The organism is Bariatricus sp. SGI.019 (assembly GCF_050315235.1).
Lineage (GTDB): Bacteria > Bacillota > Clostridia > Lachnospirales > Lachnospiraceae > JAFBIX01.
Window position 1 is genome coordinate 1 of sequence record NZ_JBNPOQ010000020.1, and the last position, 16627, is coordinate 16627.

Genomic DNA, 16627 nt, shown 5'->3' on the forward strand with positions numbered 1-16627 from the left:
GGTCACAAAATATCTGCTCCTTTTTCAGTTATGGATTCTAAGCGAAGGACTCCGCAATGGCAACCATTCCATCCGTCCTCTCGCCGTACACACCCAATTACCAACTAACTAATCTAAATTCCCCTTAAATAAAGAAGTGATAGACTTCATCTACAGTGTATATTATAATAGATACAAAAAAGGACATGGCAAATTCGATTGGGGACGGAGGAAAATGAAAAAATCCCGTCCCCAATTTAATTTTTTGTAACAAAATGCTGAATTCCGACTAGTGAATGTAGAAGTTATATGAATCGGATGAAGCAGGAATGTTAAATTTGATATTCTAGCAAATCTGATGATTTTTATTGCAATATTCTATCGTAATGTATCCTTCTATCGCATAGGACTTTGACTTCTTTTCTGGTCAGCTTCTGAAATTATATTTTTGAGAGGCAATAAAAAAGGAAATGCGGATCCGATGGCGTGGGTAATGTCGGTTGTTTCTATTGCCTTTAAGGTTGGAATCTCGTGTGTGTGTGGAATTGTAGGTATTGCGATGTTACTTATAAGGTAATATGGGGAACAAGGAGAGGGAAAGAATGAAGAAAAGACTGTCACTTGATCGAAAGTATCTGCTTGTTACAGGAATCATAATGCAGATCATATTGCTTCTTCCGTGGATTTCGCTTGGAGGAAAAAGATATAATACATATGCATATTTATTTCGTTTGCATGCATCTGAAGATATGCGGACAGTAATGCGGGCGGATTTTGCATCAATCGGGGAAGGCTGGATGGACTGGACGGATATCCAATCCATGATGTTTGTGTTTATTGGGCAGCTGCTTCTCTTAGTCGTGCTACAGATTTTGGGGATTATAAGCATTTTACAGGTGTTCTCGAATAAGAAGAAGGGATTTGTGTCGGGCGTGTGTCTGGTGATCTGCGCTGCAAATCTTTTCAGTATAACAAGTGGCCCTACTTTTTATATGGATAGTTGGTTTGCTAAGTTGTATCTTCTTATTATGCTGATACTTCAGGGAATCAATCTCATTGGGTATCGTATGATAGATTCATGGGTGGAAGCGACCGAAGAGATGCGTCGGATTAAAGAGCATGAACGACAGGTAAAAAAAGAGCGGAAAGAACGGCTTGTATTTGAAGGGAAGTACTCCGCGTTATTTTATCAGGTTGTATGGAAGAATTTTAAGAGCAATTGGGCGACTTATCGTATCTTTGTGCTGGTAGATACTGTGTCGATTAGTTTTATTTTTGCAGGTATGGGGATGCGAGAAATGTTATCTGGGATGCAGGGAGTGGAAAATCTCCTTACCGGACAGGGACTTGGCACAATCCTCCTAAATTTTCTTGCATCGGCAATCATAATATCCATTTTCATGATAGTATCTGTTTTGATGTTTTACCTGAAAAATCATATGAGTAGCTATTCATTATTTCAGAATCTTGGAATTCGAAGCAAAACACTGTATTTGTTTATAGGAACAGAATTGGCAGTATGCATGATACTGGCATTGATTGGTGGATGCATTTTGGGAAATGTGATTCTGTTTGTATGCCGTATCGCAATTCGGAATGGATTTAACGGGGCAATTCTGCTGGAAAACATTACGGTTAAGAGTTATTTGTTGACACTATTGGTCAGTTTTCTAGTCTATCTGATATCTGCCATGGCAACTCATGATGTTTATTATGAGACGGGTGGAACTTCTGCGAGATATAAAGCTGTACAGAAAGAAAAGATGCCGGGAATTTTGAGCCCTTTATTCATGATATTTGGAGCAGGAGTCATTGTGTTTTCTGTTTATGGATTTTCTCAGAGAGAACATGCAGAAGGAATGGTGTATATTGTATTTTTCCTGATTGGGTTATATTTATTTATGCGACATTGCTGGAATATGTATTTGCGCTTGAGAAAAAAGAAGAATTCAATTTATTTGGGAAGTTTATTAAAGAAGAATTATTTTTATCATCATTTTAAGACGGCATATCGGTATTTATTTTTATTTACGATATTACATATCTGCGTGCTTTTTGTGTTTTCGCGAGAAGTAACCACATCTCTGATTGAAGAAGAACCAGAGACAATGTTCCCATATGATTATGTATGTATGGCGATTGAAGATGATATGCCTATATTTGAAGAGATAAAAAATGAGAATCAGGCGGAAGTGTTAAGTTATCCAATGGTTCGAGTCAGTAACGCAGATAATTCTACAGAAATCAACGGTGCAATGGAGTGTATACAGCCTCAGGGACAACATATCGGAATCTCAGAGTCTACCTATCGAAAATTGTGTGAGAACATAGGAGAAAAGCCAAAACAACTGAATCTTGCAGAAGATGGAAGTGAAATATATGTCATCTATCAGGAAGATAAAAGTGTGAGAGCACATCCGATTGATTATTATATGGGGACGAAGACTCCTTATCTTCATATTGGACAGCCATTGATAGCTTATGATTATGTTAAACGAGAGAAATTATTTCAGCCACGTAAAGTTATTGGAATGGAGCGAACCAGCCTTATCGGCAATTTGAGACAGGGTGAACATGAGAATATTGTTGTGTTCTCGGATGAATATTTCGCAGAAGTTGAGGATATGTGGAAAACTACGATATACTGGAATGGTGAGCAGATCAGCGAGGAAGAAGCAATAGAAGATGTGACGATCCATCACTGGCCGGATCAACTTGTTTTAATAAATGTGGCAGATGATCAGAAACAAGATGTGGAAAAGAAACTGCAGATATTTGACGATAATCATGTATTTGATAATTCTTTTGACAGTGAGGTGCAGTCATGGTACTCAAAAACTACTCTCATTGATCAGATAAAGTCCGAACGATTTATGAATATTGCAGTCAGTATGTTTATCATGATAATTATGGCAATCGTAAGTTTGATCCTTCTCTACATGAAAGTAGAGTCTGAGATGGATGAGAAGAAGAGACAACAAGAATTTCTTGAGTGCATGGGTATGCGAAAAAGAGAACGCTTACAAATCATTAAGTCAGAATTGGGGTTCTACTTTTGGGTACCCATGACAATATCGATTATTTCGATTATAGTATTTACGGCAATAACGTGGAAACTGAGATTATTTTCACAGACTGACTGTATTGCATATTCCAAAGTATTGACAATTATTTTCCTTATTTATACAGCGGTAGAATCACTAGGGATGAAGTGCCTGGAGTATTATATCATAAGAAAAGTGGAGGGCAGCCATGGAAACAATCATTAGAACTGAAAAGCTATATAGAAGTTATTCAAAAACGGGCGGCAAGAAAGAACAGCCAGATGATATCCGGGTCCTAAAAGGGATTGACCTGGAGGTAGAAAAGGGAGAATTTGTTGGAATTATGGGAAAATCCGGCTGTGGAAAGACTACGTTGATTAAAGTGTTGGGATTAATTGATGAACCAACAAAGGGAACCATATATTTTAAAGAAAAGGACATCGATAAACTATGGAAAGACGAATTAGCAGATATCCGACGCAGAGAAATCGGGTTCGTATTTCAGGATTTATATTTGATGGATAGTCTGTCCGTAAAAGAGAATATCATGCTTCCGATGATTCTAGATAAAGCAGAAGCTGAATCATGCATCGAAAGAGCTGAAAGCCTGGCAGAACAATTCGGCCTTACCCATCTTCTTGACAAAAATCCATACGAATTATCAGGTGGAGAGAAACAAAGAGCAGCAATCTGCCGGGCACTTCTAAATAATCCCGAATTAATCTTAGCCGATGAGCCTACCGGAAATCTTGACTCAAAATCCGGGAAAATCGTGGTAGATGAATTCATAAAAATCAATAAAGTTATGAAAAAGACCATCATTATGGTTACACATGACCCACAGATGGCAAGCAAATGCAAAAGAATCATATTCTTAAAAGATGGAATCGTGCTGGAAGATCTAAGACGTATTGGAAGCTGCGAAGAATTCTATCATAAAGTGTTAGAAAGAATGGCAGAATTGTAAATTGGGTACAGGGCATATGACGATTGGGTACACCACATTTTTTAATAGGGGACGTAGTAAAATTGCATTTTACTACGTCCCCTATTAATTAAATTGCTCTAGTATATTCTTTTAACCATTCTCTTTCTTCATCTGTCAGATGTGGTCCGATTTTTTCATATACTTCTTTATGGTAGTTGTTCAGCCATTCTTTTTCATCTCTACTCATTTCATCAGGGTCAATTCCGTCTAGGTCGATTGGAGCGAATGTGATAGTCTCGAAGTGCATGAACTGTCCATATTTGTTCTTATTGCCTTTTTTTACGACAAATTCATTTTCAATACGAATACCGAATTTTCCATCTTCGTAGATTCCTGGTTCATCGGTGATGACCATGCCTTCTTCTAACTGATGATGTTCATTCTTGCTTGGAACGACATACCAGCGGAAGCCAGTCGGTGCTTCGTGGATGTTACCGAGGTATCCGACGCCATGTCCGGTACCGCACTGATAGTCGAGATCAAGATCCCAGATTGGGCCTCTTGCAAGGACGTCAAGATTGTATCCGTAGCATCCGTAAAGGAATTTTGCACGGGACAGGCGCATCATGGCACGTACAACAGCAGTAAAGTATTTTTTCATCTGCTGGTCAACAGAACCAAGGATAAATGTTCTGGTGATATCGGTAGAACCTTCATAATATCCACCGCCAGTATCATTTAAGAAAAATGCGCCGGATTTAAGTTGTACGTCAGACTCTTCGCAAGGAGAGTAGTGCATCATGGCTGCGTGGTCGTCAAATGCACACAGTGGTTCGAAACTGTCGCGGATATAGCCTTCTTGTTCTGCACGAAGCTCCGTTAATTTTGCAGCAGAGCTAAGCTCTGTGATTGGTTCTTTGTCATAACGTGTTTTTACCCAATACATGAATTTGGTGATTGCAACACCATCCTTGATATGAGCATTTTTGATGTTCTTAAGTTCTACATCATTTTTCATGGCTTTCATAAGGATAGTTGGATTTGCAGCTTCTACGATTTTGCAAGGGATATTCTTGTACAAAGCGTAGTTCATTTTCATTGGGTCAATCAGTGCAACACTGTCAGTGCTGATATTCTTGATATCTTCATAAATATTATTGTAAGGATGAATATTGACGTTATTCTTCTTTAATTCTTCATGGATTCGGTCATCCAGTTTGGAGTCGTCAACATATAGTTCAACAGCATCCATGGTTACGATTGCATAGGAAAGCAGTAATGGGAAGAAATCGATATCATCTCCACGGACATTCAGAAGCCAGCATACATCATCAAGAGAAGCAATGATATGTGTATCTGCTCCGTTTTCTTCCATTTTCTTTCTCACGCGTGCAAGTTTGGAAGCTGTACTCTCGCCAGAATATTTTTCTTCCAGGAAGAATGCTGGTTTTTTAGAAAGAGATGGACGGTCTTCCCAGATTGCATCAATCAAATCTTCAGAATAATCAATCTGAATATTCTTTGCTGTTAATGCATCTTCATATTCCTGACCTTCTCCCATGGAAAGCACACGGCCATCGAAGCCTACCGTGCCGCCTTCTGGTACATTATCGCATAAATATTCTGTGATAGATGGAGTATCACCCACGAACATTTTCATCAGTCGGATGCCGCTTCCTTCCAGTTCGTTAGTTGCCTGGAAGAAGTACCTTCCATCTGTCCATAGACCACCGTCATCTTTTGTAATCACGGCTGTACCATAAGAGCCACTGAATCCGGTAATGAATTTTCTTGCCTTAAAATGTTCTCCTACATACTCGCTCTGATGGAAATCGGCAGTAGGAACAACATATGCATCAATCCCTTTTTCAGCCATCAAAGCACGAAGTTTTGCAATTCTTTCTGCTACAATTGTCATAATCAATTGCCTCCTTTATATTGTAATTTCATTATGAAATACACAGATATATTTTGGAAAATGTGATTTCCTGTAGAAAAAAAGGCTCCCGGGGAACCGGGAGCCCTTTCCTTCAAAAAGTAAATCCTTTTATGTATTGACTTATTTACCGCCAACCATTTCGTCAAATTTCTTCGTGAACGCTAACATGATAACACCGCAGGCGATGATCAGGATTGTAACGATACCGTAAGCTTTAACGAATGAGAACTGTGCAAGGAAGTTGTAAAGTGGACCATATCCTTTTCCAGCGAAGAAAATGATGAGTGGCCATACACCAAGCAATGTTCCAAGCAGTTTCTTAGGAGCATATTTGTTGATGAAAGAGTTTCCAAGTGGTGAGAAGATAACTTCACCGACAGACATAGCAACAGCTGTCAGGATGATAACCCAGATACCAACTGGATCTTTTGTTCCTTCACCGCTAAGGAATGCAGCAAGTACCATGGATGCTGTACAAAGACCAAGGATAATAATACCTACAGATGTCTTTGTGAACATTCCCCAGTCGCCCTGTGGTCTTTGTTTCATCTTAGCCCAGATTCCAGCGAATACAGGACAAAGAATAATACAAAGAAGACCATTCATAGAGTCAAACCATGCAGTAGGCATCTGGAAAGAACCGATGTTCCAGTTAGCCCATCCGGAACCGCCCTGCTCAATTGGACCAAATTCATAGTAAACTGGCATGTAAGCCATGTACCAGATTAACCAGAATACACCAGAGAACAGTGTTACGATTAAGATAGCGATAACACGATTTTTCTCAAGCTTTGTAAGAGGAGCATTGTCTTTCTCTTTGTCAGCTTTGTCAACATCTTCAGTTCTGTTGTCAACAAGGAATGGTTTCTTACCAGCATCACCTAAGAACTTCATTCCAAAGAGCCACCATGCACAGTCGATGAACATGAAGATTCCGCAAAGAAGGAACATGAAGCGATAGCTGTAGTTTGTAGCAACAAGAGTCAGGAATGTTGTTCCGCAGAATGAACCAATATTAACGAATGAATACTGGATACTGAAGATAGAGTCCAAAGTATCTGCGTCAGCTAATGGGAACAGACGTCCGTTGATACCAGATACATTTCCTTTGAAGAAACCTGTACCGATAGCAATCAGGATAATCATAACCCAAACCATACCTTTGCTCTGTGCCTGCCATGCACATAAATAACCAAGACCCATTAAAATCTCTCCGATTGGAACGAGGAGTCTTGGGCTAATCCAACGGTCAGCAATGTATCCACCGATAACTGGTGTGATATAAGTAAATGCTACCAGGTTGGAACTCATCAACGCACCCTCAGCTTTGGAAAGTCCAAGACCTCCTTCTGCTGCAGAAAGAACGATGAAGATGGCAACGCCCCATTTAGCAGCGTAGTATGCAAGTCTTTCAAGAGTGAAAGAGAAACTACATACATAGAAACCAAATGGCCATTTCTTTTTTGTTGTTTCCATTTTTAACCCTCCAATTAAAAATATAGTATTGTTTCGGTTTTTGTGTAGAAAAATGTCTACATTTAAAAACCATGATAAATATATCATAAATTAGACTAAAGTACAATAAAAAGTTAAGAAAAAGTTAATGAATAGTGCAAAATTCACAGTTGCTTTAACGTGCTGCCATGATAACTTGATATAATAAAAAAATAATTCGATAATATTTTAACAGAAAAATGCGAAAAGTATTGCATGGAGAGAAGAAAAACGATATAATACAATTGGCAAAAATTTGGTTCTACTTTACAATTAAGTATCAACCCAATTTAAATATGTAAGAAAATGGAGGACTATACTATGGGCAACATGGCAACAGAAAATGTAGCAAGTGCAAGAATTGCTTCTTTACTTGATGCAGGAAGCTTTGTTGAAATCGGTGGTGCTGTTACTGCCAGAAGCACTGATTTTAACATGCAGGAAAAAGACACTCCGGCTGATGGTGTAATTACTGGTTATGGAGTAATTGACGGAAATTTAGTATATGTATATAGCCAGGACGCAACGGTATTAAATGGAGCAATTGGTGAGATGCATGCGAAAAAGATTTCAAATATCTATGATATGGCAATGAAGATGGGTGCGCCGGTAATCGGTCTTGTAGACTGTGCTGGTTTTAGACTTCAGGAAGCGACAGATGCATTAGAGGCATTTGGTAATCTGTACTTAAAACAATCAATGGCTTCTGGTGTGATTCCACAGATTACAGCAATCTTTGGGACTTGTGGTGGTGGACTTGCTCTCGTCCCTGCTTTGACAGATTTTACCTTCATGGAAGCATCTGATGCAAAGTTATTTGTGAATTCACCAAATGCAATTCCTGGCAATGAGATTTCAAAGCTGGATACCTCTTCTGCAGAATATCAGAGTGAAAAGTCTGGTCTTGTAGATGTGGTGGGAACAGAAGCAGAAATCCTTGAAAATATTCGTGCCCTAATTTGTATGCTTCCTTGTAATAATGAGGAAAATGTTGCCTACGATGAGTGTACAGATGATCTCAACCGTGTATGTGAAGGGATTGAAAATGCAGTTGAAGATACTGCAATTGCACTGGCCAATATTTCTGATAGCAACGTGTTCTTTGAGACGAAAAAGAATTTTGCAAAGGATATGGTGACCGGATTTATTCGATTGAATGGGATGACAGTGGGTGCTGTTGCGAACCGTTCAAAAGTATACAATGAAAATGCAGAAGTTGTCGCAGAATTTGATGGCTCCTTGTCTGCTCATGGAGCAAGAAAAGCAGCGGAATTTATAACATTTTGTGATGCTTTTAATATTCCGATTCTTTCTTTGACAAACGTGTCTGGATTTAAAGCCGGAAAATGTGAAGAAAGAAATCTTGCGAGAGAAGCTGCAAAGCTTACTTATGCATTTGCCAATGCAACAGTTCCAAAAGTGAATGTTGTGATTGGAAAAGCATTTGGAAGTGCTTATGTAGCAATGAATAGTAAGTCTATCGGTGCAGATATAGTGTATGCATGGACAACTGCAGAGATTGGTATGATGGATGCAAATCTTGCAGCTAAGATTATGTATGCAAATTCTGATTCGGCTACTGTAAAAGAAAAAGCAGCAGAATACAAAGAATTGCAGTCAAGCCCGCTTTCAGCAGCAAGAAGAGGATATGTAGATACGATTATTGAACCAGCTGATACCAGAAAATATGTCATCGGTGCATTTGAGATGTTATTTACCAAGAGAGAAGAACGCCCGATGAAAAAACATGGTGCAGTTTAGAGAGGTGAGGTAAAGTGAGAAAAAAGATTAGTTTATTACTCTGTGTGCTTGCGACAATGCTCTGCTTTACCGCATGTGGAAGCGGCAATAAAACAATGGATTATGATGAAGCTACCATTGAACAGACGACAGAATTTCTGTTGAGTTATTGTGCGAGTACCGATGAAGCAACGCTCGAACAGTGGAAGTCCATGACAGATTTTAATGTTGAGCTACAGTTGACTGAGGCTGGGATCCCTGTTACGCAGGAAAGTTTCCTTGGAGCATTGGAGGCGTGGCAAGCGGCTACTAAAGAGTGTGGTGAATATATAGGTCATGGTGATTATACATTTGAGGCATCTACAGATGAACTTAAAGTTACAACAGCAGTTGAGTTCTCAGACCGTGAAGCAACGATTACATTTGTATTTGATGAAGATTCTTATCTGGACAGCATGACAGTTGATGCAGAATATTCAACAGGAGAAATATTGGAAAAAGCAGGATTAAATACGATACTTGGAATGGGAACGGTATTTATAGTACTGATTTTTATTTCATTCCTGATTTCCTTATTTAAATATATTCCTGCGATTGAGAAAAAATTCAAAAAGCAGCCTGTACAGGAAGTTAAGACAGAGAAAGCTCCTGTTCAGAATCTTTCTGCAGTTGAGACTCCGGTCGCAGATGATCTGGAATTGATCGCAGTCATTTCTGCAGCAATTGCTGCCGCCAGAGAGGCAGAAGGATGCAGCAAAGATGGATTTGTTGTAAGAAGTATTAGACGTCGTCCGTCAAATAAATGGAATGCATAACTACCCAAAGGAGGAATTTAAAATGAAAAATTATACAATTACAGTAAACGGAAATGTATATGATGTAACAGTAGAAGAAAAAGGTGCAGGTGTGGCATCGGCTGCGCCAGTAGCAGCACCAAAGGCCGCACCTGCTGCAGCACCAGCAGCACCAAAGACTGCTGCACCGGCTGCAGGAGCAGGTTCTGTTGAAGTAAAAGCCGGAGCTGCAGGAAAAGTGTTCAAGATTGAAGCAAATGTTGGACAGAGTGTAAAAAGAGGCGATGCGGTTGTAATTATTGAAGCAATGAAGATGGAAATTCCAGTTGTGGCACCAGAAGATGGAACAGTGGCAAGTATTGATGTGGCAGTTGGTGATGCTGTAGAATCAGGAGCTGTTCTTGCTACATTAAACTAGAGACATAATCTGATTATGTTTATTTAACACGACTGGAGGTTAAAAAATGGAATATATAACAACAACATTAGGAAACCTCGTGCATCAGACAGCATTTTTCAGTCTCACATGGGGCAATTTGATCATGATTGCAGTTGCATGTTTTTTCCTATATTTAGCAATCAGACATGGGTTTGAACCTCTGCTCCTGGTACCAATTGCGTTCGGTATGCTTCTTGTAAATATCTATCCAGATATTATGTTGCATGCAGATGAGGCAGCCAATGGAACCGGAGGATTACTTTACTACTTCTATGTTTTGGATGAGTGGTCAATTCTTCCGTCTCTGATATTCCTCGGGGTAGGTGCGATGACAGATTTTGGGCCATTGATTGCTAATCCAAAGAGTTTCCTGCTGGGAGCAGCAGCGCAGTTTGGAATTTTTGCAGCATATCTTGGTGCAATGGCAATGGGATTCTCTGATAAAGCAGCGGCAGCAATCTCTATTATTGGTGGTGCAGATGGACCGACTTCTATCTTTCTTGCCGGTAAATTACAGCAGACGGCATTAATGGGGCCGATTGCGGTGGCGGCATATTCTTACATGTCACTGGTTCCGATCATTCAGCCGCCAATTATGAAGTTATTGACAACTGAAAAAGAGCGAAAGATTAAGATGGAACAGCTTCGCCCAGTTTCTAAATTGGAAAGAATTCTTTTCCCGATTATTGTTACTGTTGTAGTGTGTACGATTCTTCCGACGACAGCACCGCTGGTTGGTATGCTGATGCTTGGTAACCTGTTCCGTGAATCGGGAGTTGTAAGACAGCTGACTGAGACTGCCTCTAATGCATTGATGTATATTGTAGTAATCTTGCTTGGTACTTCTGTAGGTGCAACAACGAGTGCAGAAGCATTCCTGAATATGGACACCATTAAAATTGTTGTTCTGGGACTTGTAGCATTTATGTTTGGTACAGCAGCCGGAGTATTGTTTGGTAAATTGATGTGCTATGCAACGCATGGAAAAGTAAATCCTTTGATTGGCTCTGCCGGTGTATCTGCAGTTCCAATGGCGGCCAGAGTATCACAGAAGGTAGGTGCAGAAGCGGATCCTACAAACTTCCTTCTGATGCATGCGATGGGACCGAACGTAGCGGGTGTAATCGGTACTGCAGTTGCAGCCGGAACATTTATGGCAATTTTCGGCGTAGGTGTATAATGATCTAAAAATTGTTGATAGATTATAGGAGGATATAAAATGGCAGAAATTGAGAAAAAACCAATTAAAATAACAGAAACCATTCTGCGTGATGCACATCAGTCTCTGATTGCTACCCGTATGACAACAGAACAGATGCTTCCGATTATTGAGAAGATGGATAAAGTAGGATATCATTCAGTGGAATGTTGGGGAGGTGCTACATTCGACGCATCCCTTCGTTTCCTGAAAGAAGATCCGTGGGACAGACTTCGCAAATTCCGCGATGGATTTAAGAATACAAAATTACAGATGTTATTCCGTGGACAGAACATCTTAGGATATCGTCCGTATGCAGATGATGTGGTAGAATATTTTGTTCAGAAATCTGTAGCTAATGGTATTGATATCATTCGTATTTTTGATTGCTTAAATGATCTGCGCAATCTGCAGACTGCAGTAACTGCAGCTAATAAGGAAAAGGCAGAGGCTCAGGTGGCTCTTTCTTATACTTTGGGTGATGCTTATACATTAGAGTATTGGGTTGATATTGCAAAGAGAATTCAGGACATGGGCGCGGATTCTATCTGTATTAAGGATATGGCAGGTCTCTTGAAACCATACCAGGCAACAGAACTGATTGGCGCGTTAAAAGAAGCTGTAGATCTTCCGATCCAGCTTCATACGCACTATACATCAGGTGTTGCATCTATGACTTATTTGAAAGCTGTAGAGGCTGGAGTGGATGTCATTGATACAGCAATGTCACCATTTGCACTTGGAACTTCTCAGCCGGCAACAGAAGTTATGGTTGAGACTTTCAAAGGTACACCATATGATACTGGATTTGACCAGAACTTATTGGCTGAGATTGCTGATTACTTCCGTCCGATTCGTGACGAAGCATTGGAAAGTGGTCTGTTGAATCCAAAGAACATGGGTGTTAATATTAAGACTCTGTTATATCAGGTACCAGGTGGCATGTTGTCAAATCTTACTTCTCAATTGAAGGAGCAGGGTGCAGAAGATAAATTCTATGATGTACTGGAGGAAGTTCCGAAGGTACGTAAAGATTTGGGAGAACCACCTCTTGTAACTCCTTCTTCCCAGATCGTAGGTACACAGGCTGTGTTTAACGTGCTGATGGGTGAGAGATATAAGATGGCAACTAAAGAGACAAAAGATATCTTAAGTGGTAAGTATGGTGCAACTGTAAAACCATTTAACGAAGATGTGAAGAAAAAAGTATTGGGTGAAAATGCTGAGACGATTACCTGCCGTCCGGCAGATTTGATTCCTGATGAATTGGATACATTGCGCAAAGAGTGTGAGCAGTGGATTCAACAGGATGAGGATGTTCTGTCTTATGCGTTGTTCCCGCAAGTAGCTGTTGACTTCTTTAAATACAGAGAAGCACAGCAGACAAAAGTGGATCCAACAGTAGCTGATACGGAAAATGGAAGTTATCCGGTTTAATTCAGAGATATAGAATGACAGAAAGCATGATAAGAACAAGGTGTGCAGATTTTTGCACACCTTGTTTTGGTGAAGAAGAGTAGAATCTTCAGATGTCCTCTTGAATCTTAAGAGGTTTGGCTATATAATGGAAACAATGTTGAAATGGAAAGAGAAATGTCACATGCAAAGTAAAAATGAGTTGTTAAAGAAAATAGAAGACGGTTATCCGAAATTCAGTAAAGGTCAAAAAAAGCTGGCAGATTTTATTCGTGAAGATTATGACAAAGCCGCTTTTTTGACGGCTGCGAAGATGGGAGAAGAAGTCGGAGTCAGTGAATCTACAGTCGTTCGTTTTGCAACAGCGCTTGGATATGACGGTTATCCGGGATTTCAAAAAGCACTTGGGGAGTTGGTACGGACGAAATTGAATTCCATCCAACGTATGGAAGTGACTTATGGACGTATCAGCCAGGGAGAGATTCTGACCTCTGTATTACAATCCGATATTGAGAAGATAAAACTGACAATGGAAGCAATTGACCATGAGGCATTTGAATTGGCTGTGGATACGATATTGAATGCCAGAAAGATCTATGTGGTTGGCATTAGAAGCTGCGCTCCTTTAGCCAGTTTTTTGTGCTTTTATCTGAATCTTGTCTGTGATGATGTAGTGGCTGTGAATACAAATAGTTCCAGTGAGATTTTTGAACAGTTACTCCGCATTAATGAGGAAGATGTCATTATTGGAATTAGTTTTCCGCGATATTCTATGCGTACACTGAAAGCATTGGAGTATGCAAGTAATCGAAAGGCGAAAGTAATTACTTTGACAGATAGCGTACATTCTCCTATGAATTTATATTCTTCATGTAATTTAATTGCAAGAAGTGATATGGCTTCAATAGTAGATTCATTGGTTGCACCTTTAAGTGTAGTTAATGCGTTGGTGGTTGCTTTGTGTATGAAGAAGCAGAAAGAGGTTATTTCCACTCTGGAGACATTAGAACGGATTTGGGATGAATATCAGGTGTATAGTAAAGATGAATTGAATATGGTAGGCGATAAGGTGGAATTATCGGGAAGTGTCGAAAATGAAAACGCAAAGGATATGAAAGATGAGTAAAGTGTTGATAATTGGCGGGGGCGCGGCAGGAATGTTCGCATCCATTATTGCAGCGAGAAATGGGCATGAAGTCCTGGTGTTTGAAAGTAATGAAAAACTAGGGAAAAAGCTATTCATCACAGGAAAAGGAAGGTGTAACTTGACCAACGCATGTGATATGGATGTGTTATTTGATTCTGTGGTTTCAAATCCAAAGTTTTTATATAGTAGTTTTTATGGGTTTACGAATCAGGATGCCATTGCGTTTTTTGAAGAACTTGGACTTCGGACGAAGATAGAGCGTGGGGGCAGGGTGTTCCCGATATCTGACCATTCTTCTGATGTGATTCGTGTTCTTTCCGATGAGATGCATCGCCTTGGAGTTGAAATATCTCTTCGGACAAGAGTGAAAAAGGTCGTATCAGAGGAAGGAGTATTTCATCATATTATATTAGAGGATGGCACGATAGTTGCTGGAGATGCTTGTATGATTGCAACGGGTGGTTTGTCCTATCAAAGTACAGGGGCTACTGGAGATGGATTTCGATTTGCGGAGGATCTGGGACACCATGTTACAGAGTGTATGCCATCACTTGTTCCAATAGAGACAAAAGAATCGTGGGTAAAAGAGCTGCAGGGATTATCCCTGAAAAATGTAAACATAACTATTTGTGATGGTAAAAAGATCTTGTATGATGAATTTGGCGAAATGTTGTTTACCCATTATGGTGTCAGTGGTCCCCTAATTTTAACTGCCAGCAGTTATGTGGGAAAGAGGTTAAAAACAAAAGAATTACGTCTTTCAATCGATTTGAAGCCCGCACTTTCGGCTGAACAGTTGGATCATCGGATATTGAAAGAATTTGAAGAAAATCAGAATCGTCAATTTAAAAATGCGGTTGGAGGATTATTTCCTTCCAAATTAATCCCGGTTATGATAAAATTGAGCAATATTCCGCCAGAGAAGAAAGTGAATATCATTTCTAGAGAAGAAAGAAGGTTCTTTGCAGAGTTGATTAAGAATCTTTCAATTACGCTGACTGGACTTCGTGATTATAATGAAGCGATTATCACAAAGGGTGGTGTCAGAATAAAAGAAATTGATCCGAGCACCATGGAATCCAGAATGATAAAAAACCTTTATTTTATTGGCGAAGTCTTAGATCTGGATGCTGTAACGGGGGGATTTAATCTTCAGATTGCGTGGTCTACTGCGTATGCGGCAGGAAATAGTATTATATAGAGTGAAGGAGAAGAATATGAAAGGAAAATATCAATTTAGATATATAGAAACAGAAGAAGTATTGACAGATTTTTTGAAAGTCCATGGAATGACTAAGATTTCAAAAAATTATAAAATCGTGGTTTTTACGGGAGGAGTATTCGTATTATTGTTCATGCTTGTATACAGTAATGTATTACATGGTACGGCGGGCAGCATTGCCTTTTTCGCGTTAAAATATCTTGTGTGTTGGGCGCTGGCTTTTGTTATAGCAGAAGTTCTGGCAAGGACTTTCGGGAAAAAGATGGAGATGCTTGCGTCAACCGGAGACGGGCAGACAATGTATGAAGAAAGAATGAAAAAATGGAAAGAACCTTTTAATGTAAAACTGGAATTCGGTAAAGATTCTTGGACGAGTTTTGTACATGGTAATAAACAGACGCTTTATTATAAAAATGTAGAGCGAATTATCGAAAGTGAAAAGATTATAGCAATGATTGTTTATGTAGAAACTGGCGGAAAGAAATTCTTTGGTTTTCCAAAGGATGGGATTCAGGATGCTGATATTGAAGAATTTAAACAATTTTTAATACAGAAATGTACTGGAGTTAAAAAAGGAATCGAAAAAGTAAATATTGAATAAAGGAGAAATATCATGGGATATAATGTGGCAATTGATGGTCCAGCAGGTGCAGGAAAGAGTACGATTGCAAAATTAGTGGCAAAAGAAAAGGGATTTATCTATGTTGATACCGGTGCCATGTATAGAGGTCTGGCGATTCATTTCCTGAATCAGGGAATTCAGGCGGATGAGACGGAAAAAGTGATTAAGGCATGCCAGGATGCTGAAGTAACCATTCGCTACGAAAATGGTATCCAGCAGGTTTATCTGAATGGAGCAAATATTACTTCCAGATTGAGGGATGAGGAAGTAGGAAATATGGCATCTATGACATCGGCAATCCCAGAAGTAAGAGCCAAGTTATTGGAGCTTCAGCAGAATCTTGCACGTACACAAAATGTGATCATGGATGGCAGGGATATCGGAACGTGTGTATTGCCGAATGCTGACGTGAAGATATTTTTAACTGCAAGTGTTGAGACGAGAGCCAAGCGTCGCTATGAAGAGCTGATGGCAAAGGGAGTCCCTTGTAATTTGGATGAAATTGAATCGGACATTCGAGAAAGAGATTATCGTGACATGACAAGAGAGATTGCTCCGCTGAAACAGGCTGAGGATGCAGTAAAGGTAGATAGTTCTTATATGACAATTCCTGAAGTTGTGGATAAAATTGTCGAATTGTGCAGGTGATGTGGATTAAGGAGAGA

The 16627-nt window shown here is 39.6% G+C and carries 13 protein-coding genes; 11 read left to right on the plus strand and 2 right to left on the minus strand.

The genetic code is table 11. The features are described from left to right. Nucleotides 1–581 precede the first annotated feature (581 nt). Together ACQRD1_RS12050 and ACQRD1_RS12055 are read left to right on the plus strand one after the other, a co-directional pair. A complete protein-coding gene (locus ACQRD1_RS12050; protein ID WP_235233186.1) occupies nucleotides 582–3248 on the plus strand; it encodes a hypothetical protein in 2667 nt (888 codons plus the stop codon). After that, nucleotides 3232–3990, plus strand: a complete 759-nt coding sequence (locus ACQRD1_RS12055; RefSeq protein WP_235233185.1) for an ABC transporter ATP-binding protein — start codon at nucleotides 3232–3234, stop codon at nucleotides 3988–3990. Before ACQRD1_RS12050 ends, ACQRD1_RS12055 begins: the two co-directional genes overlap by 17 nt. Before the next feature lie 88 nt (nucleotides 3991–4078). On the opposite strand, the gene ACQRD1_RS12060 is transcribed toward ACQRD1_RS12055, so the two are convergent. Beyond that, nucleotides 4079–5869: an aminopeptidase P family N-terminal domain-containing protein gene (locus ACQRD1_RS12060; RefSeq protein ID WP_235233184.1), complete on the minus strand. Its 1791-nt coding sequence runs from the start codon at nucleotides 5867–5869 to the stop codon at nucleotides 4079–4081. A gap of 141 nt (nucleotides 5870–6010) precedes the next feature. After that, the gene (locus ACQRD1_RS12065; protein ID WP_235233183.1) at nucleotides 6011–7366 is read right to left on the minus strand and encodes a peptide MFS transporter; all 1356 of its coding nucleotides are present in this window, start codon (nucleotides 7364–7366) and stop codon (nucleotides 6011–6013) included. A 339-nt stretch (nucleotides 7367–7705) separates the two neighbouring features. Between ACQRD1_RS12065 and ACQRD1_RS12070 the strand changes: the two genes are divergently transcribed. The 9 genes from ACQRD1_RS12070 to cmk all read left to right on the plus strand — a co-directional run bounded on the left by ACQRD1_RS12070 (nucleotide 7706) and on the right by cmk (nucleotide 16610). Further along, nucleotides 7706–9145 (plus strand): acyl-CoA carboxylase subunit beta, encoded by a 1440-nt coding sequence (locus ACQRD1_RS12070; protein WP_235233182.1) that lies wholly within the window; start codon nucleotides 7706–7708, stop codon nucleotides 9143–9145. Between the two features lie 14 nt (nucleotides 9146–9159). Further along, the gene (locus tag ACQRD1_RS12075) at nucleotides 9160–9939 is read left to right on the plus strand and encodes an OadG family transporter subunit (protein WP_235233181.1); all 780 of its coding nucleotides are present in this window, start codon (nucleotides 9160–9162) and stop codon (nucleotides 9937–9939) included. A 22-nt stretch (nucleotides 9940–9961) separates the two neighbouring features. Beyond that, a complete protein-coding gene (locus tag ACQRD1_RS12080; RefSeq protein ID WP_235233180.1) occupies nucleotides 9962–10336 on the plus strand; it encodes a biotin/lipoyl-containing protein in 375 nt (124 codons plus the stop codon). A 46-nt stretch (nucleotides 10337–10382) separates the two neighbouring features. Beyond that, nucleotides 10383–11537 (plus strand): sodium ion-translocating decarboxylase subunit beta, encoded by a 1155-nt coding sequence (locus ACQRD1_RS12085; RefSeq protein WP_235233179.1) that lies wholly within the window; start codon nucleotides 10383–10385, stop codon nucleotides 11535–11537. Between the two features lie 39 nt (nucleotides 11538–11576). Then, the gene (locus ACQRD1_RS12090; protein WP_235233178.1) at nucleotides 11577–12992 is read left to right on the plus strand and encodes an oxaloacetate decarboxylase subunit alpha; all 1416 of its coding nucleotides are present in this window, start codon (nucleotides 11577–11579) and stop codon (nucleotides 12990–12992) included. Nucleotides 12993–13155: 163 nt separating this feature from the next. Beyond that, the gene (locus ACQRD1_RS12095; RefSeq protein WP_235233177.1) at nucleotides 13156–14097 is read left to right on the plus strand and encodes a MurR/RpiR family transcriptional regulator; all 942 of its coding nucleotides are present in this window, start codon (nucleotides 13156–13158) and stop codon (nucleotides 14095–14097) included. Continuing rightward, nucleotides 14090–15319 carry an NAD(P)/FAD-dependent oxidoreductase gene (locus ACQRD1_RS12100; protein ID WP_235233176.1) on the plus strand — a complete coding sequence of 410 codons (1230 nt, stop codon included), beginning with the start codon at nucleotides 14090–14092 and terminating at the stop codon, nucleotides 15317–15319. Before ACQRD1_RS12095 ends, ACQRD1_RS12100 begins: the two co-directional genes overlap by 8 nt. A 16-nt stretch (nucleotides 15320–15335) precedes the next feature. Beyond that, nucleotides 15336–15941, plus strand: a complete 606-nt coding sequence (locus ACQRD1_RS12105) for a YcxB family protein (protein WP_235233175.1) — start codon at nucleotides 15336–15338, stop codon at nucleotides 15939–15941. 12 nt (nucleotides 15942–15953) lie between these two features. Then, nucleotides 15954–16610, plus strand: coding sequence for a (d)CMP kinase (cmk, locus tag ACQRD1_RS12110; RefSeq protein WP_427787630.1), 657 nt, complete (start codon nucleotides 15954–15956; stop codon nucleotides 16608–16610). Nucleotides 16611–16627: the final 17 nt, after the last annotated feature.